We start from the raw sequence: 17,849 nt of genomic DNA, 5'->3' as shown, positions 1-17,849 counted from the left end.
TTAAAATCACTTCACTTCAATAACGTTCAGACGCATCTCATCCAGCTGAGAGTCATCTTCTTCCGGCTGCCAGCCGACGGGCTGCATCGGGATCTCTTCGCGATCAAACGCCAGATCGCCGCCGTTAACCACTTCAGAACCGTGCTGAATACCTTTGAAATCAAACAGGTTGATATCGCACATGTGTGAAGGCACGACGTTCTGCATCGCGCTGAACATGGTTTCGATTCGGCCAGGATAGCGTTTGTCCCAGTCGCGCAGCATATCGGCAATCACCTGACGCTGCAGGTTTGGCTGTGAGCCGCACAGGTTGCACGGAATAATCGGGAAGGCTTTGGCCTCGGAGAAACGTTCGATGTCCTTCTCGCGGCAGTAGGCCAGCGGGCGGATCACGATGTGCTTACCGTCGTCGCTCATCAGCTTCGGCGGCATCCCTTTCATCTTGCCGCCGTAGAACATGTTCAGGAACAGCGTCTGTAAGATGTCATCGCGGTGGTGGCCAAGGGCAATCTTGGTGCATCCCAGTTCGGTGGCGGTACGATAAAGAATGCCGCGGCGCAGGCGGGAGCAGAGCGAGCAGGTGGTTTTCCCTTCCGGGATCTTCTCTTTAACGATGCCGTAGGTATTCTCTTCGACAATCTTGTACTCAACACCCTGCTTGTCCAGGTATTCCGGTAGGATATGCTCCGGGAAGCCTGGCTGCTTCTGATCCAGGTTAACAGCAACGAGCGAGAAGTTGACCGGCGCGCTTTGCTGAAGATTGCGTAAAATTTCCAGAAGGGTGTAGCTGTCTTTGCCGCCGGACAGGCAGACCATGATGCGGTCGCCTTCTTCGATCATGTTGTAATCGGCAATGGCTTCGCCCACGTTACGGCGCAGACGCTTCTGCAGTTTGTTCAGGTTGTACTGTTCTTTCTTGGTAATATCTTGATTTTGCGACATTTAATAGTGGCTCAATTCGTTTGTGGCTAAAGCAGCTCAGGCGGCCCGGTCTGGAGAAGGCGGACTGCAGATCAACATGAAAAAGTATGGCGTGTATGGTACGGATTACGGCGATGAATGTCAGCACGTTTTACAGCAAAGGCTCGCGTTCCAGTACACCGTGATTTTCGCTATTTGCCGCCTGGCTGTTTTTCTGCAATGCAGTCTATAGTTGTAGTCCATCCACGAAAGGGAGGTACTCATGCAGTATGTTGAAAAAGATGACCCGCGCGAGGCGCCGGAATCGGGCGACAAGAAGCCCCAACCTGTTAAAAAATAGCTGAACGTGAGTCATACCCCGCCACCCGTTTTTACGGGTGGCTTTTTTATGCCTTTTTCGCCATCTCCTCACTCAGTAGGTAGTGCTGTATCACTGCAACCCACTCACCATAAAGGCGCATAGGCCGATAATAGTTGACCCTGTACGATAGAGAAGAGACAGGTAATAAAGACGATGGTGGGCAAAACAGGACTATTACAATGAGGTGATAACGATGCGTAAACAGTGGCAATTACTGGCGGGTATTTTTATTTTACTGGCAATGTTTTCATCCGTCCGGGCAAACACAACGGCAATGGGGTTGACGTTAGGCAAAACAACGTTACAGCAATTTATTACGGCTTATCCCTCGTCCCTGCATGAAGGGCGCAGTAAGTGGAGCGACGGCGATATATTCTCTATCCCTAACCGGGAGCTGGGTTTAGAGGGAGTAAAAAACAACGCCGTAATCTTCAATAAGGACGGCAAGATCACCGCCATTATGCTTGAGCTGGATAAGAGCCGATTTGATGAAGTTGAAAGTATGCTGGCGCATAAATATGTGGTGCAGAAAAAACAGATCTCTTTCGCCGGAGATAAATACGCCAGATACCAGAATGACGACGATTTAATCGAGCTTGATGCGCCCTATTTATCGCCGGTGATGAAGCTTACCTATTCAGAACAAATATTTCAGGAAGCGTATCTGAAAAAGAGCGCGGAGGAATATATCCGCCGCTGACGGAGCGTCTGGCGTACACTTAGTCAGTACGCGGCGTGGCGTCACGCCGCCCATGTTGGGCATGCTTACCTGAAAGGAGCCTGCAATGGCGAATACTGTCTCTGCTCAGTGTCACTGCGGCGCGGTCCGCTTTACCGTCGAACTCTCGGACGGGTTCAATACCATCCGGCGCTGTAACTGCTCATTCTGTCGGATGCGCGGGGCGATCGCGGTTTCCGCGCCGTTATCCGGTATCAACATTGTTCAGGGCGAGTCGCTGCTGACCGAGTACCGCTTCAACACTCAGACGGCGGTTCACTATTTCTGTTCTGTTTGTGGGATTTACACTTTCCATCAGCGGCGTTCAAACCCAAATCAGTATGGCGTCAACGTCGCCTGCATTGAGGGCGTGTCGCCGTTTGATTTTCCGGAAGTGCTGGTGATGGAAGGCAGGGTTCACCCCAATGATGGCGGTGGGGGCGTTGCTGGCGTGTTGAGCTATCGCGCCACTCCGGACGAATAAAGATGCAGTTGAGAGGGGCTCAGGCGATTCTTTTCTCTTTGAATTTTCCCTTCACAACGCCATCATAAAATCGACCTTTTGAAACCACGTTCAAAAAGTCGTTAAAAATCCGTACCGGAACCGGCTGATATTGCCAGGCGCTGCGATCCAGAAAACGGACCTCCAGCGTTTCATTGCATTTATCGTAGGCAATCGAGGCGATGCGCGAAGATTTAACGGTATGATGATTCATAATAGCGAGTCCTTTACAGCCGGGCAGACATGAGATTCATCATGTATCAGATTGTCTGAGAGGCGCAACTAAAAGTGTGTAAAAGAGGCGAGGATAAAGTCAGGATATTTGAACGGGATGTGGATATGGATAATAAAGAATCAGAATGGTTTAGAAATATAAAGAGTTAGCCCGCGCCGTAACGCGGGCTAATTTCATCAGAACTGGTAAACCAGACCCAGGGCTACGATGTCATCGGTGCCGATGCCATTATCTTTGTAGAACTGGTCGTCTTCGTCCAGCAGGTTGATTTTGTAATCAACGTAGGTGGACATATTTTTGTTGAAGTAGTAAACCGCACCCACTTCAGCATATTTAACCAGATCCTGATCGCCCTGACCGTTGCCGAGATCTTTACCTTTGGACTGCAGGTAAGAGACAACCGGACGCAGACCTGAATCGAACTGGTACTGCGCAGTCACTTCGAAGTTCTGCGTTTTGTTAGCTACCGCGTGCTCGTTGTCGCCGTACGGGGTCATGTTACGGGTTTCGGAGTACATGGCCGCCAGGTAGATGTTGTTGGCGTCGTATTTCAGACCTGTAGTCCAGGCGTCAGCTTTGTCGCCGCCTGCGGTGGTGTTGCTCACCTGGTCGTTGGTACGGTCAGAAGAGGCGTATGCCGCTGCTGCGCTGATGCCCATGCCGAAGTCGTAAGAGGTGGAGATACCGAAGCCGTCACCGTTCTCATGACGCACGTCACGACCGTTGTTGGTGCCTTCGTTACCGTTGCCGGAACCTTCGTTGTTGCCCTGATACTGCAGAGCGAAGTTCAGGCCTTCAACCATGCCGAAGAAATCGCTGTTACGGTAGGTCGCCACGCCGTTGGCACGACCGGTCATGAAGTTATCGGCATTGGTGTAAGAGTCGCCGCCGAACTCAGGCAGCATATCGGTCCAGCCTTCCACGTCGTACAGTACGCCGTAGTTACGGCCGTAATCGAATGAACCGTAGTCGCCAAATTTCAGACCGGCAAACGCCAGACGGGTCCAGGACTGGTTGCCAGAACTTTCGGTGTTATTTGCCTGAACGTTATATTCCCACTGGCCGTAGCCGGTGAGCATATCGTTGATCTGGGTTTCACCTTTAAAGCCGAGACGGACATATGTCTGGTCACCGTCAGCGCTGCTGTTGTCGGAGAAATAATGCAGGCCATCCACTTTACCGTACAGATCTAATTTATTGCCGTCTTTGTTATAAATTTCTGCTGCATGTGCTGCGCCAGCCATTAACAGGGCTGGGATCATCAGAGCCAGTACTTTTCTTTGCATGATGACTAACCCTTATGCTGTTTTTATATTTTAAATATTTTTAAACTTTCCATGGAACTTCCTGCGCTGGAAAGTGGTCTCATGCTAAATCACTCTCTCGCCAGGCGATAAAACATAATTGTTACCAGGTGAGTAAAATCTAAAGAAAATACTGCCGGGGAAATAGTCATAATTCTGGTGAATGTATTTAATAAAATCATATGAAATAAAAATTACTTTTTCCCGGTAGAAATCAGTACACTTTCCCCGTTATATGCCTGTAGTAAATTTTTCTGATCAATGAACAAATAAGGTTTAAATAGCTGAACTGTTATTTATTCATAAATGGAAGCGGCCCGCCTGAACATTCTGGCGGGCCTTTTTTATGCGTAAAAAAGCCCGGACATGCCGGGCTTGAACGTGTTATTCGCTGGCCGATTTTTCGGCTTTCCCGGCCATCTGCGCCAGGAAGTCGTAGCGTTTTTGCAGATCCGCAGCGGCATCTTTCCACAGCTGCTCTGCCACGTCAGGCTGCTGGGCATTGAGCCGACGGAACCGCTGTTCCTGCATTAGCGTTTCTGCCAGCGCATCTGACGGTGGGCGAGAATCCAGCGCCAGCGGCAGTTTGCCCTCATCGGCGCGACGCGGGTCAAAGCGGTACAGCGGCCAGAAGCCCGTAGCGGTCAGCTGGCGCATCTGATCGTGGCTGAGCGCCAGATCGTAGCCATGCTCTTCGCAAGGACTGTAGGCGATGATCAGCGACGGGCCAGGGTAGGCCTCCGCCTCCTGAATCGCTTTCACCGTCTGGTTCAGCTGCGCACCCAGCGAGATCTGCGCCACATAAACATGACCGTACATCATCATGCTGACGCCCAGATCTTTACGCGCCTTGCGTTTGCCGTGTTCGCCAAACTTGGTCACTGCGCCCAGCGGCGTCGCCTTCGATGCCTGACCGCCGGTATTGGAGTAACACTGGGTATCCAGCACCAGAATATTGACGTTCTCGGTGAGGCTCAGGACATGATCCAGGCCGCCAAAGCCGATGTCATACGCCCAGCCGTCGCCGCCAATCAGCCAGATTGACTTCTCGACCAGCGCATCGGCATCGGTTAACAGCTGCTCCGCACCGTCCACCCCGACCAGCGCCTGGCGCAGCTCGGCCACCTGCTGACGGCGCACGTCCGGCGTCGCCTCGCTGTGCAGGGCGGTGTTCAGCTCCGCCGGGATCTTATCGGCAAACTGCTCCAGCAGACGCATCACCCGCACACGGTGCTGATCCACCGTCAGGCGGAAGCCCAGCCCAAACTCGGCGTTATCTTCGAACAACGAGTTCGCCCACGCCGGACCACGGCCGTTGGCGTCGGTGGTGTATGGCGTTGACGGCAGGTTACCGCCGTAGATCGACGAACAGCCGGTGGCGTTGGCGATCAACATCCGGTCGCCGTACAACTGGGTCAGCAGCTTGATGTACGGCGTCTCGCCGCAGCCGGAGCAGGCCCCGGAGTATTCGAACAGCGGGGTGATCAGCTGCGAAGTTCGGATATCGATGCGCTCCAGGCTGTTGCGATCGATCTCCGGCAGATCGAGGAAGAAGTCGTAATTCACTTTCTCCTCTTCCACATGCTCAAGGCGCGACATCATGTTGATGGCCTTGATCTCCGGGTTCTGTCGGTCTTTCGCCGGGCAGACCTCCACGCAAAGGTTACAGCCGGTGCAGTCCTCCGGCGCCACCTGTAGGACGTATTTCTGCCCGCGCATGTCGCGGGATTTTACATCCAGCGAGTGCAGGCTGGCCGGGGCGTTCTCCATCGCCTCCGGTGATACCACTTTGGCGCGAATGGCCGAGTGCGGGCAGGCCGCCACACAGTGGTTACACTGGGTGCACAGCTCCTCTTTCCAGATCGGGATCGCCTCGGCGATATTGCGTTTTTCCCAACGGGTAGTGCCCATCGGCCAGGTGCCGTCCGGCGGCAGGGCAGAGACGGGCAGGGCATCGCCCAGACCGGCCAGCATCGCGGCGGTCACGGTTTTGACAAAGTCCGGCGCCGCGTCCGACACCACCGGCGGGCGGTTCGGGCTGTGGGCATTTACCGGCTGCAGCGGCACTTCCGCCAGCGACTCCCGCGCCAGCGCCAGGGCCTGCCAGTTGCGCTCCACCAGCTCCTGGCCTTTGCTGCTGTAGCTTTTGGCAATCGCGCCCTGGAGCTCGATCAGCGCGCTGTCGCCCGGCAGAATATGGGTCAGATGGAAAAACGCCATCTGCATCACGGTATTAATACGCGCCGCCAGGCCGCATTCGCGGGCGATTCTGGCGGCGTTAACGACATAGAACTTCGCTTTTTTCTGGTTCAGCACCGCCTGCACTTCCTGCGGCAGGCGCGCCCACACCTCATCGGCGCTGTACGGCGTATTCAGCAGGAAAATCCCGCCCGGTTTCAGGCGCTCGGCCATCTGGTATTTGTCGATAAACTGCAGCTGGTGGCAGCCGACAAAATCGGCCTGCGATACCAGATACGCCGAGCGGATCGGCTGTTCGCTGACGCGCAGGTGAGAAACCGTCAGCCCGCCGGCTTTTTTCGAGTCATAGACGAAATAGCCCTGGGCATACCACGGCGTGGAGTTACCGATGATCTTGATGTTGTTTTTGGTCGCCGACACACTGCCGTCGCTGCCCAGCCCGTAAAAGAGCGCTTCCAGCTTCGCGGTTGACGGCAGGGTGTTTTCCGGCAGCGACAGGGACAAATTGGTGACATCGTCATAGATGCCGACGGTAAAGCGCGGCTTCGGCTTCGCGGCGCTCAGTTCGTTAAAGATGGCCAGCACGCAGTCCGGACCAAACTCTTTCGACGACAGGCCATAGCGCCCGCCAATCACCCGCGGCAACGTCTCGCGCTCGCCGCTGTTAAAGGCTTCCGCCAGGGCGGTCATCACGTCCAGATAGAGCGGCTCGGCCTGAGCACCGGGCTCTTTGGTGCGATCCAGCACCGCTACCGACCGCGCGCTTTCCGGCAGCGCCGCCAGCAGATGTTTTGCCGAGAACGGACGATAGAGACGCACCTTCAGCACGCCCACTTTTTCGCCCCGGCGCAGCAGCTCATCCACCACCTCTTCACAGGTGCCGATGGCAGAGCCCATGATCACAATGACGCGTTCCGCCTGCGGATGGCCGTAAAACTCAAACGGCTTGTACTCGCGCCCGGTTTCAGCGGCAAAGTCGGCCATCGCCTGGTCCACATGGTCATACACCGCGTCGTACCACGGGTTGGTCGCCTCGCGGGACTGGAAGTAGGTGTCCGGGTTGGCGGAGGTGCCGCGGATCACCGGGTGTTCCGGGTTCAGCGCGCGGGCGCGGTGGGCGTCAATCTCCGTCTGAGGCAGCAGCTTTAAGATCGTGTCATCGGCGATCGACTTGATCTTGTTAATCTCGTGGGAGGTGCGGAAACCGTCGAAGAAATGAATAAACGGCACGCGGCTTTTCAGCGTCGCCATGTGGGAGATCAGCGCCATATCCTGCGCCTCCTGCACGCTGCCGGAGCAGAGCAGGGCGCAACCGGTCTGGCGGACGGCCATCACGTCGGAGTGATCGCCAAAAATCGACAGCGCATGGGTGGCGATGGTGCGAGCCGCGACGTGGAGCACGAAAGGGGTGAGTTGTCCCGCGAGCTTATACAGCGTCGGGATCATCAGCAGCAGCCCCTGGGACGAGGTAAACGAGGTGGACAACGCCCCGGTCTGCAGCGCGCCGTGGACGGTGGCAATCGCCCCGGCCTCCGACTGCATTTCCACCACGCGAGGCGTATCACCCCAGACGTTTTTCAGCCCGTTCCCGGCCCAGGCGTCGGCCTGTTCCGCCATGGTTGAGCTGGGTGTAATGGGGTAGATGGCGATCACTTCACTGGTGCGAAACGCGACGGACGCGACTGCGCCATTACCGTCAATAGTTTGCATATGACACCCTTACATTGCGCAAAGAAAAGAGGGACCCGTGACGCTTCGACGGGGCCTGTAGTTATCTTTTAAGTTTAGCAAAGGGGCGCTGAAACGATTTTCGCTTTTGTGTCCTGCTCATTAACGCCATCAATGGTTTGATCAAACTTTTGCCTGAAATTAATCTGCAATTGTTTTCACAGCGCATAAAACCGCGCTTCGGCTCTCGACGGCAGGGCGTGGGGTGCCTATTATGCATAGGTTTTGCAATTCAACGAGGGGAGAGATTATGCGCGCAGCATTTTGGGTTGGGTGTGCCGCTTTGTTACTGTCGGCCTGTAGCAATGAACCTGTTCAGCAGGCAACTGCCGCGCACGTCGCGCCGGGGATGAGGGCGGCGATGTCCAGTTCAGGAGAGGCCAATTGTGCGATGATTGGCGGCTCGCTGTCCGTTGCGCGTCAGCTGGATGGTTCCGCCATCGGCATGTGTGCGCTGCCTAACGGCAAACGCTGCAGTGAACAGTCGCTTGCCGTAGGTTCGTGCGGAAGTTACTGATTACTCTGCGCGTTTAAACACCAGCGTCGACTCGGCCGTCGCCAGGGTTAACACATCTTCCGTCAGATCGACCTGCGTACCGCTGCGCAGCATCGTTCCAATGGCGTGATCCAGTTCGTTAAGCTGTGGCTCGGTACACAGTTTACGCGTCATGGCGAGTTCCTTAACCTTAAGCTCGCCATCAGACAGCTTGCCCTGGCCGCTGAAGCGGTTGCACATCACCCCTGAGACCGCCATTTTTTCGCCAAACGTGATTTCCGGCGGCGTGGCGACCGGGGCTATGGCGGTGCCGTTGATGCTTTGCAGCACGAAGCGGTGCTGCTGGAGTTGTTCTTCCTGTACAGAGGCTTTCCCTGGATTGACACAGCCTGTCAGCGCCATGCTGAGGAGTGTTACTGCGACGAGCGTTTTCATGTTTCTTCTCGGTATATTCACTGCGTAAATAGCTAATGGATAGTGTATTGCGGTGGATGGGATTGTCTTGCGGGTTAATCTGAAAGTGGGGCGGGGTTTATTCCCTCTTCCCTTTGGGGAGAGGGTTAGGGTGAGGGGAAAATGCCGCACGGTCTGCGCCCTCTCCCCTTTGAGGAGAGGGCTGGGGTGAGGGGGAACATGCCGCACGGTCTGCTCCCTCTCCTCTTTGGGGAGAGGGCTGGGGTGAGGGGAACATGCCGCACGGTCTGCGCCCTCTCCCCTTTGAGGAGAGGGCTGGGGTGAGGGGAACATGCCGCACGGTCTGCTCCCTCTCCTCTTTGGGGAGAGGGCTGGGGTGAGGGGAACATGCCGCACGGTCTGCTCCCTCTCCTCTTTGGGGAGAGGGCTGGGGTGAGGGGGAACGTGCGACTGAGGTGGTGGTTCCGTTCACCTTACGTACCGCACTTCTCTGTCAGCCCCGTCACCCGTGAACGTGTAAAGGGGGCTATCGCGCCCCCTTTACAATCCCGGCTCCCGGCAAAGAAAATCGCCGCTTCGCGGTGCCCTCAGCTTATTCCTTCAGGCTTTCGGGTCGGGCACCAGCCTGCATCCCTGCAGGCTGTGCCCTCTCGGCGCATCCCTGCGCCTCGCCCCGGCCTTTCGGAAACGCTTCGGCGATTTTCAGCCGGACCAGGGAGTCGCTTTAAGCCATTTTTTCTTCTTAAGCGTCCTCATTGCTGTTAGAAAAAAAGTGTTACTTAAAACAACGCGTTCGGACTCTTCTCGCCTTTCTCCAGCTGGCTCAAGTTGCCCAGCGTGGTCTCGGAAATGCTGATCAGCGCCTCGGCGGTCAGGAACGCCTGGTGGCCGGTGAACAGCACGTTGTGACAGGCGGACAGGCGGCGGAACACGTCATCCTGAATAACGTCGTTAGACTTATCTTCAAAGAACAGATCGCGCTCGTTTTCGTAAACGTCCATCCCCAGCGCGCCGATTTTTTGGGTTTTCAGGGCTTCGATGGCGGCCTGAGAATCAACAAGACCACCGCGGCTGGTGTTGACGATCATCACACCATCTTTCATCTGGTCGAAGGCGCTCTGGTTCAGCAGATGGTAGTTGTCTGCGGTGAGCGGACAGTGCAGGGAGATCACGTCAGATTCCGCGTACAGGGTCGGCAGGTCGACATACTCCACGCCCAGTTCCAGCGCGGCGGCGCTTGGGTACGGGTCAAACGCCAGCAGACGCATACCAAATCCTTTCAGGATCCGCAGTGCCGCCACGCCGATTTTACCGGTGCCGATCACCCCGGCAGTTTTGCCATACATGGTAAACCCGGTCAGACCTTCCAGAGAGAAGTTCGCGTCACGGGTGCGTTGATAAGCACGGTGAATACGACGGTTTAAGGACATCATCAGGCCGATAGCATGTTCCGCCACCGCTTCCGGCGAATAGGCCGGAACGCGCACCACCTGCAGACCCAGCTCTTTCGCCGCATCCAGATCCACGTTGTTGAAGCCCGCGCAGCGCAGAGCGATGTACTTCACACCCTGTTTTTTCAGCTCTTCCAGCACTGGACGACTGCCGTCATCGTTAACGAAAATACAGACCGCATCAAAACCATGTGCGGTTTTGGCGGTTTTTTCGTTAAGCAGAAAGTCGAAAAATTCAAGTTCGAAGCCATACTCCTCGTTAACATGCTGCAGATACTTTTTGTCGTATTGCTTTGTACTGTATACAGCGAGTTTCATAAGACTTTCTCCAGTGAGTTTTCAATTACGTTAGCATGATTAAAATAATCTTACAATTTATAAAATATTATTGAATTCAATAAGTTCTCTGAATAATTTTGTAGCAACTATCCTTAAAAATGGCGTTCGCTTCAACTGGCGGGCTAAACATGCCACAATATTCGGCACTGTCGGCTAATTTTTTCGCTAAATCAGGATATTAACTGCCCATGAGGGGTACATACAAAGCCGCGATAGCGCTACTGCTGCTTATCATTCTTTTGCCGTTAACGCTGCTGCTGACCCTTGCGCAGTGGGTGCCAACGCTCGCCGGGATCTGGCTGCCAGCCGGGACCCGCATCGCCTTTGAGAAAAGCCCGCGCTTAACCCGCAACGCGCTGGTGATCTCCGATCTGCGCTATCTGGTGGATGACTGCGAAATTGCCCGCGTCGAAGATGCCACCCTCAGCCACCCCAGCCGCTGGAAAATCAATATCGGCGCGCTGGATCTCAACAGCGCCTGCCTGAGTAAAATCCCCGCCAGCGAGCCTTCGCCCGCCGCACCGAGGACTCTGGCCGAATGGCAATCCCTGCTGCCCAACACCTGGCTGACCATCGACCGTCTGACGCTCTCTCCCTGGCAGGCGTGGGAGGGGAAACTCACCGCTTCGCTGACGCCGTCGCTGCAGGAAATTGTCTACCACGGCGATAAGTTTAGCCTGCGGGGAAAACTACGCGGGCGTTCCCTGACCGTCACCGACGTCACGCTTCATCTTCCCGATAATCCCCAGCCGGTAAAACTGGTGGGGGAATTTACCCTGCCGCTGGTGCCGGATGGCCTGCCGGTGCAGGGGCATACGGTGGCGACCTTCTCGGTGCCGCAGATCCCAACGCTTGTGGATGGCGAACTGACGTGGCAGGACAATCAGGGCCAGCTGGTGATGATTGCCCGGGAGAGCGGCGAGCCGCTGCTGGATCTTCCCTGGCAGATCACTCCGGAACAGCTCACCATCAGCGACGGGCGCTGGCGCTGGGATCAGGCCGGCATTCCGCTCAGCGGACGGCTGGGGATTAAGATCGACAACTGGCAGCAGGGGACGGAGAACGCCGCGATCAGCGGGCGGATGAACGTGCTCACCCAGGGCGACGCCGGGAAGGGCAATGCGGTGCTGACCTTTGGCCCCGGCAAGCTCAGCATGGATGACAGCTCAATGCCGATGCAGCTCACCGGCATTGCCAAACAGAACGACCTGACGCTCTACGCGAAGCTCCCCGCCACGCTCACCGGCAGTCTCGCCGATCCCCGGCTGGCGTTTGCACCGGGGGCGCTGCTGCGCTCGCGGGGGCGGATTATCGACTCCCTGAATATCGACGAGGTTCGCTGGCCGCTGGCTGGCGTGGCGCTCACCCGTAAAGGCATCGACGGGCGTCTGCAGGCCATTTTGCGCGCCCATGAGCAGGAGATGGGGGATTTCACCCTGCATCTCGACGGTCGGGCCAGTGATTTCCTGCCGGACAACGGCCTGTGGCAATGGCGATACTGGGGCGAGGGCAACTTCACCCCGATGCAGGCCCGCTGGGACGTGGCAGGCAGGGGCGAGTGGCGCGACAGCGTCATTGAGCTCAGCGAGCTTTCCACCGGGTTCGACCAGCTGAAATACGGCACAATGCATGCCAGCGCGCCGCGCATGGTGCTGGATAGCCCAATCCGCTGGCAGCGCGATCCGGCGAAGCCGCACTTCAGCGGCGCGTTGTCCTTCGATGCCGGAGAAACCACCTTCACCGGCGGCAGCGTATTACCGCCTTCGACGATCAAATTCAGCGTCGACGGCAGCGATCCGACGTTTTTCAACTATAAAGGCACCCTCAATGCCCGGGCCATCGGCCCGGTACAGCTGAACGGGCGCTGGGACGGGGAGCGCCTGCGCGGTCAGGCGTGGTGGCCGAAGCAGTCCTTAACCGTCTTCCAGCCGCTGATCCCACCGGACTGGAAGATGACCCTCAAGGACGGCGAGCTCTATGCCCAGGTGGCTTATTCTGCGGCGGCGGATCAGGGCTTTGAGGCCGGTGGTCACGGGGTGCTGAAAAGCGGCAGCGTCTGGATGCCGGACAACAAAATCAACGGCGTCGATTTTGTCCTGCCGTTCCGCTTCGGCCAGAGCACCTGGTCCTTGGGTACCCACGGCCCGGTGACGCTGCGCATTGGCGAAGTGATAAACCAGGTCACCGCCCGCAATATCACTGCGGATCTGCAGGGCGACTATCCCTGGAGCGACGCGAACCCGCTGCTGCTGAGCAACGTCAGCGTCGATCTGCTGGGCGGCAAAGTTGCCCTGCAGCAGCTGCGCATGCCCCAGCACGATGCGGCGCTTCTGCGGGTGCAGAACATCTCCTCCAGCGAACTGATTAGCGCGATTAATCCCAAACAGTTTGCCCTCTCCGGGCCGTTCAGCGGGGCGCTGCCCTTATGGCTGGACAACGACAGGTGGATCATCAAAGATGGCTGGCTGACCAACGCTGGCCCCATGACCCTGCGTCTCGATAAAGACACCGCCGATGCGCTGGTCAAAGAGAACGGGGCGGCGGGGGGCGCGATTAACTGGCTTCGCTATATGGAAATTTCGCAGTCGTGGACGAAACTCAATTTAGATAATCTGGGTGAATTAACCCTCGCCTCGACCCTGCGTGGCGCCAGCCGCGTCGAGGGCCAGACACAGGCCGTTAATCTCAACTACACCCATCAGGAGAACGTGTTTACCCTCTGGCGCAGCCTGCGTTTTGGCGACAAGCTGCAGACCTGGCTGGAGGAGCACGCAGCACTACCGGATAACCACTGTCCGACAGGCAAGGAATGTAAGGAACAACCATGAAAAAGCTGGCCGGTGGCTTCACCGCGATAGTGATTTTGACGCTCACAGGCTGCACGCCGAGGATCGAAGTGGCGGCGTCGAAGGAGCCGATCACCATCAACATGAACGTCAAAATTGAACATGAAATCCACATCAAAGTGGATAAAGACGTGGAATCGCTGCTGAAATCGCGCAGCGATCTGTTCTGAGGCCGCCATGAGAAAACGCATTGCGCTGATTGTGCTAACCCTGTTGCTCAGCGCGCCCGCGCTGGCGCTGACCCTCAATGAGGCCCGCACCGAGGGGCGCGTCGGGGAGACGCTGAGCGGGTATATTGCCCCGCGCAGTCACGACAGAGAAACCCTGGCGCTGGTTGAGCAGATCAACAAGGCGCGCACCGACAGCTATCAGAAACTGGCGGACAGCAATAACATTCCGGTGGATGAAGTGGCGAAAATGGCCGGGACAAAACTGGTCCAACGCGCCCGCCCCGGCGAGTACGTGCAGGGGATCAACGGCAAGTGGATGCAGAAGTGATCAGCGGTGGCGTTTGCGGTATTCGCCCGGCGAAATCCCAAAGCGCTGCTTAAACGCCGTTGAGAAGTGGCTATGGTCGGTAAAGCCCCAGCTGTAGCCAATCCCCGCCAGTTTTTCGTCGTCGCGGGCACTGCGCAGCATCTGTGCGCACAGATCCAGACGGCGATTCTTAATGTACTGCGCCACCACCAGCCCTTTCTCGGCAAACATCCGGTACAGGCTGCGTACCGACATCCCGCATTCCGCCGCAATCCACTCCGGGCGCAGGTGTTCAGCCTGAATATGGTCGTCGATCAGGGTCAGGACCTGAGTAAACTGACGCTCCTTGCGCGGCTGCACGGCTTCACGCTGCTGCAATACCGGGCGCAGCAGGCAGACCATCGCCTCCAGCGCGGCTTCGCTTTCGGTCTCGCTCAGTGCCGGGTTGTTCATGCTGTCCTGCAGCAGACGGTAGCTGAGCTGTACGGTAGGCAGGCTGCGGGAGAGTTTCTGCGCGCAGCTCACCTCCTGAAAACGGAAGTGCTGCTCCAGGATCTGGCGCGGCAGCAGGAGTGAGATCTGACGGGATTTCTCCGGCCAGTAGATCGAGCAGGGGCGGGAGGCGTCGATCAGGGTGATATCCCCCGCGTTCAGCACAATCTGCCGATCGTCCTGCTCCAGCCCGGCTTCACCTTCCAGCTGAAACACGGTGTAGAACCAGGCATCGTTGCTGGTTTTTATCTCCTGGCGGGTACGAAACAGATTCACGCCGCCAGCAGTAACGGTGCTGAGCTTCAGGTTACCGGTCCAGGTCGATTCCAGCTCACCGTAAAACTCGCCGCTCATTGGCCGGGCCGCAAAACTCCCACAAACCTGGTTTATCTGCGCCAGCCACTGCTGATAATTGTCCGTTTCGTTTGCACGCATGTGTTACCCGCTACGTCGTGAATGTTTAAACATTGTTGCATTTATGTTTCTAATTGCCCGTGACAGGGGGCGAAATCCTGCAAAAAATCCGGCGGAGGAAGAGAGCGAAACGGCAGTATTGTCGCGTTTTGCGGAGCCTGTCACAGCCGACAAAGCGAATGTCACACAGATAAAAGCGCATTGCCGAAACCCATCTTAGACTGCGATGACACCCTGCGAATAATAAGGAATCGCTATGTCTGATACACAGGTCGCAGTACTGCACAGCGTGCAGCAATTTCTGGATCGCCAGCACGGCCTCTGGATTGAGGGACAATCGTCCGCTTCCGACAGCGAAAAGCGTCTGGATATCTATAACCCGGCAACCGGGCAGGTGATTGCCTCCACGGCCGATGCCAGTGCGCAGGATGTCGACCGGGCGGTGATGTCCGGCTGGCGCGCCTTCGTGGCCCGCAGTTGGTGTGGCAAACTGCCCGCTGAGCGTGAACGTATTCTGCTGCGCTTCGCCGATCTGGTGGAGCAGCACACCGAGGAGCTGGCCCAGCTTGAAACCCTCGAGCAGGGCAAATCCATTAACATCTCCCGCGCATTTGAAGTAGGCTGCACCCTGAACTGGATGCGCTACACCGCCGGGCTGACGACAAAAATTTCCGGTAAGACGCTGGATCTCTCCATTCCGATGCCGCAGGGGGCTCGCTACCAGGCCTGGACCCGCAAAGAGCCGATTGGCGTGGTGGCCGGGATCGTGCCGTGGAACTTCCCGCTGCTGATCGGCATGTGGAAGGTGATGCCCGCCCTGGCGGCAGGCTGCTCTATCGTGATCAAACCGTCCGAAACCACGCCGCTGACCCTGTTGCGCGTGGCGGAACTGGCAAGTGAAGCCGGGATCCCGGACGGCGTCTTTAACGTGGTCACCGGCAGCGGTGCGGTGTGTGGCGCGGCGCTGACTAACCATCCGCATATCGCCAAAGTGAGCTTTACCGGCTCGACCGCCACTGGCAAGCAGATCGCGCGCTCCGCTGCCGACCGCCTGATGGGCGTAACCCTGGAGCTGGGCGGTAAAAACCCGGCCATCGTGCTGAAGGATGCCGATCCGTCATGGGTGATCGAAGGGCTGATGACCGGCAGCTTCCTCAACCAGGGGCAGGTGTGCGCCGCCAGCTCGCGCATTTACATCGAAGCGCCGCTGTTTGATACCGTGGTGAGCGGTTTTGAGCAGGCGGTGAAATCCCTGAGCGTCGGGCCGGGGATGTCCCAGGAGGCGCACATTAACCCGCTGGTTTCCCGCGCCCACTGTGACAAGGTGCAAACCTTCCTCGACGAGGCCCAGTCGCGTCAGGCGGAGTTGATTACCGGCAATCGTGGTCCCAACGACCAGGGTTACTATGTCTCGCCAACGCTGGTGGTGAACCCGGACGCCAGCCTGCGCCTGACCCGCGAAGAGGTGTTTGGCCCGGTGGTGAACCTGGTGCGCGTCGCCGACGGCGAAGAGGCATTACGTCTGGCGAACGATACCGAATACGGTCTGACCGCCAGCGTCTGGACGCAAAACATCAGCAAAGCGCTGGAGTACACCGACCGCCTGCAGGCCGGCACCGTATGGGTGAACAGCCATACCCTGATCGACGCCAACCTGCCGTTCGGCGGCATGAAGCAGTCCGGCACAGGGCGTGATTTCGGCCCTGACTGGCTGGACGGCTGGTGTGAAACCAAATCAGTGTGCGTGCGGTACTAACGCCCGGCGGCGCTGCGCTTGCACGGGCCTACGGTCTGGCCGGTTTACCGCCCCGTAGGTCGGGTAAGGCGCAGCCGCCACCCGACACCAAACCGCACCGAACCAAAAATCCGCACCCTTAGCAGGACCAGCGGTTTCGTCCTGCATTTTTCGCCCGGTACAGCGCGGCGTCGGCCTGGGCAATCACCTCGCTGGCCGTTTGACCAACGGTCATCGAAGCGATCCCCATGCTGACCGTGACGCTGTCGCTGACCGTTGAGGCGGCATGCGGAATTGCCGCGGCGCGCAGACTCTCCTGAATGCGCGCTGCCACCCGTTCCGCAACTTTTTCCGTCGCATCAAACAGGATCAGCAGAAACTCCTCGCCACCGTAGCGCGACACCACATCGTCCGGGCTGCGCACCACTTTTTTTAGCGCCAGCGCCACCGCCGCCAGACATTCATCCCCGGCCTGATGCCCGTAAAAATCGTTGTAGCGCTTGAACTGATCCACATCGAGCATGATCAGCGCAAAACCTTTATCCTGTTCGGCGGCGTTTTCCAGCACCGCCTCCATCGCCCGGCGGTTGGCGGTGCCGGTGAGTGGGTCCTGATGCGCCAGAGCGTCCAGGCGGGCAATCAGCGCCTGATTCTGCTGATGGCGCAGCCAGGCCTCGTCAAACCAGCGCAGTAAAATAAACCGTCCGTAGACCAGGATCCCCGTAAAGATAAGCCACACCACCAGAAAGCGCAGACTGACGCCCTGGTTCAGCATCACGCTTGCAACGGGCATCGCGATCCACAGCGGCAGTGCATAGCAGACAAGCCCGACGGGATAAAAATAGAGCGCGGCCAGAGAGGTCATCAGGAGAGTGGTGCAGAGCGGCCAGGCGAACGGCAATTGCAGATTGGCGATAAACCAGACGCTACAGAAGGACCAGATCAGCCCCGCCAGCAGCAACAGCAGACTCAGCCCCCGCTTTTTGCGCCAGACCAGCAGCAGGGAGAGGCTAAACAGGACGATTACCGTCAGCATTAGCAGATCTATCGTCGCGGCACGGGCCGTGCCGACCTCGTAAAGACGGTCGATGTCGCTGAATAGCCAGTTTCGCAACAGAACCAGCAGGGCAAAGGTGATGTTAACCAGCGCCAGCCAGGGAATGCTGATGATTAGCCCGCGCGTGACCATGTCCCTGCGTGAAAAAGGTTCTGTCCGA

General features: G+C 57.4%; 16 protein-coding genes. 8 read left to right on the top strand and 8 right to left on the bottom strand.

The window, feature by feature from the left end; genetic code table 11:
* Positions 1-6: 6 nt before the first annotated feature.
* Complete coding sequence (gene ttcA, locus FHN83_RS24755) at positions 7-942, bottom strand: tRNA 2-thiocytidine(32) synthetase TtcA (protein ID WP_039028496.1); 936 nt, start codon at positions 940-942, stop codon at positions 7-9.
* 241 nt (positions 943-1,183) lie between these two features.
* Here ttcA and FHN83_RS28725 point away from each other — a divergent pair, with 241 nt between their 5' ends.
* From FHN83_RS28725 to FHN83_RS24745, 3 genes are all read left to right on the top strand, one after another.
* Positions 1,184-1,261 (top strand): hypothetical protein, encoded by a 78-nt coding sequence (locus tag FHN83_RS28725; protein ID WP_225759512.1) that lies wholly within the window; start codon positions 1,184-1,186, stop codon positions 1,259-1,261.
* Positions 1,262-1,475: 214 nt separating this feature from the next.
* Complete coding sequence (locus tag FHN83_RS24750) at positions 1,476-1,982, top strand: hypothetical protein (protein ID WP_039028497.1); 507 nt, start codon at positions 1,476-1,478, stop codon at positions 1,980-1,982.
* Between the two features lie 85 nt (positions 1,983-2,067).
* Entirely contained in the window at positions 2,068-2,484 is a 417-nt protein-coding gene (locus FHN83_RS24745; protein WP_138369153.1) for a GFA family protein, read from the top strand.
* A 19-nt stretch (positions 2,485-2,503) separates the two neighbouring features.
* On the opposite strand, the gene FHN83_RS24740 is transcribed toward FHN83_RS24745, so the two are convergent.
* The 3 genes from FHN83_RS24740 to nifJ form a co-directional block, all read right to left on the bottom strand.
* Positions 2,504-2,716 (bottom strand): KTSC domain-containing protein, encoded by a 213-nt coding sequence (locus FHN83_RS24740; RefSeq protein WP_039028499.1) that lies wholly within the window; start codon positions 2,714-2,716, stop codon positions 2,504-2,506.
* 197 nt (positions 2,717-2,913) lie between these two features.
* On the bottom strand, positions 2,914-4,023 hold the full coding sequence (ompC, locus tag FHN83_RS24735) for a porin OmpC (protein WP_039028500.1): 1,110 nt from the start codon (positions 4,021-4,023) through the stop codon (positions 2,914-2,916).
* Between the two features lie 402 nt (positions 4,024-4,425).
* Positions 4,426-7,950 (bottom strand): pyruvate:ferredoxin (flavodoxin) oxidoreductase, encoded by a 3,525-nt coding sequence (nifJ, locus tag FHN83_RS24730; protein WP_139565272.1) that lies wholly within the window; start codon positions 7,948-7,950, stop codon positions 4,426-4,428.
* Positions 7,951-8,218: 268 nt separating this feature from the next.
* On the opposite strand from nifJ, the gene FHN83_RS24725 reads away from it, so the two are divergent.
* Positions 8,219-8,485, top strand: a complete 267-nt coding sequence (locus FHN83_RS24725; RefSeq protein WP_039028502.1) for a DUF333 domain-containing protein — start codon at positions 8,219-8,221, stop codon at positions 8,483-8,485.
* On the opposite strand, the gene hslJ is transcribed toward FHN83_RS24725, so the two are convergent.
* Together hslJ and FHN83_RS24715 are read right to left on the bottom strand one after the other, a co-directional pair.
* Positions 8,486-8,899 (bottom strand): heat shock protein HslJ, encoded by a 414-nt coding sequence (gene hslJ / locus FHN83_RS24720; protein ID WP_039028503.1) that lies wholly within the window; start codon positions 8,897-8,899, stop codon positions 8,486-8,488.
* A gap of 758 nt (positions 8,900-9,657) precedes the next feature.
* Positions 9,658-10,647 carry a 2-hydroxyacid dehydrogenase gene (locus FHN83_RS24715; protein ID WP_039028504.1) on the bottom strand — a complete coding sequence of 330 codons (990 nt, stop codon included), beginning with the start codon at positions 10,645-10,647 and terminating at the stop codon, positions 9,658-9,660.
* A gap of 209 nt (positions 10,648-10,856) precedes the next feature.
* On the opposite strand from FHN83_RS24715, the gene FHN83_RS24710 reads away from it, so the two are divergent.
* The 3 genes from FHN83_RS24710 to FHN83_RS24700 are packed head-to-tail and all read left to right on the top strand — an operon-like array spanning position 10,857 to position 14,012.
* Positions 10,857-13,496: a YdbH family protein gene (locus FHN83_RS24710; protein ID WP_139565271.1), complete on the top strand. Its 2,640-nt coding sequence runs from the start codon at positions 10,857-10,859 to the stop codon at positions 13,494-13,496.
* Positions 13,493-13,684 carry a YnbE family lipoprotein gene (locus FHN83_RS24705; protein WP_039028506.1) on the top strand — a complete coding sequence of 64 codons (192 nt, stop codon included), beginning with the start codon at positions 13,493-13,495 and terminating at the stop codon, positions 13,682-13,684. The genes FHN83_RS24710 and FHN83_RS24705 overlap by 4 nt, the downstream gene beginning before the upstream one ends.
* A gap of 7 nt (positions 13,685-13,691) precedes the next feature.
* Positions 13,692-14,012 (top strand): YdbL family protein, encoded by a 321-nt coding sequence (locus FHN83_RS24700; protein ID WP_039028507.1) that lies wholly within the window; start codon positions 13,692-13,694, stop codon positions 14,010-14,012.
* Here FHN83_RS24700 and feaR read toward each other — a convergent pair whose 3' ends face one another.
* On the bottom strand, positions 14,013-14,918 hold the full coding sequence (gene feaR / locus FHN83_RS24695) for a transcriptional regulator FeaR (RefSeq protein ID WP_139565270.1): 906 nt from the start codon (positions 14,916-14,918) through the stop codon (positions 14,013-14,015).
* Positions 14,919-15,153: 235 nt separating this feature from the next.
* On the opposite strand from feaR, the gene FHN83_RS24690 reads away from it, so the two are divergent.
* Positions 15,154-16,653: an aldehyde dehydrogenase family protein gene (locus FHN83_RS24690; RefSeq protein WP_039028509.1), complete on the top strand. Its 1,500-nt coding sequence runs from the start codon at positions 15,154-15,156 to the stop codon at positions 16,651-16,653.
* A 118-nt stretch (positions 16,654-16,771) separates the two neighbouring features.
* Here the strand turns inward: FHN83_RS24690 and FHN83_RS24685 are convergent, their stop codons facing one another.
* Entirely contained in the window at positions 16,772-17,821 is a 1,050-nt protein-coding gene (locus tag FHN83_RS24685) for a diguanylate cyclase (protein WP_139565269.1), read from the bottom strand.
* Positions 17,822-17,849 lie beyond the last annotated feature (28 nt).

Origin of the sequence: Leclercia adecarboxylata, from assembly GCF_006171285.1 — a bacterium.
Classification (GTDB): Bacteria; Pseudomonadota; Gammaproteobacteria; order Enterobacterales; family Enterobacteriaceae; genus Enterobacter; species Enterobacter barmai.
This window is presented reverse-complemented; position numbering and strand designations above follow the sequence as displayed.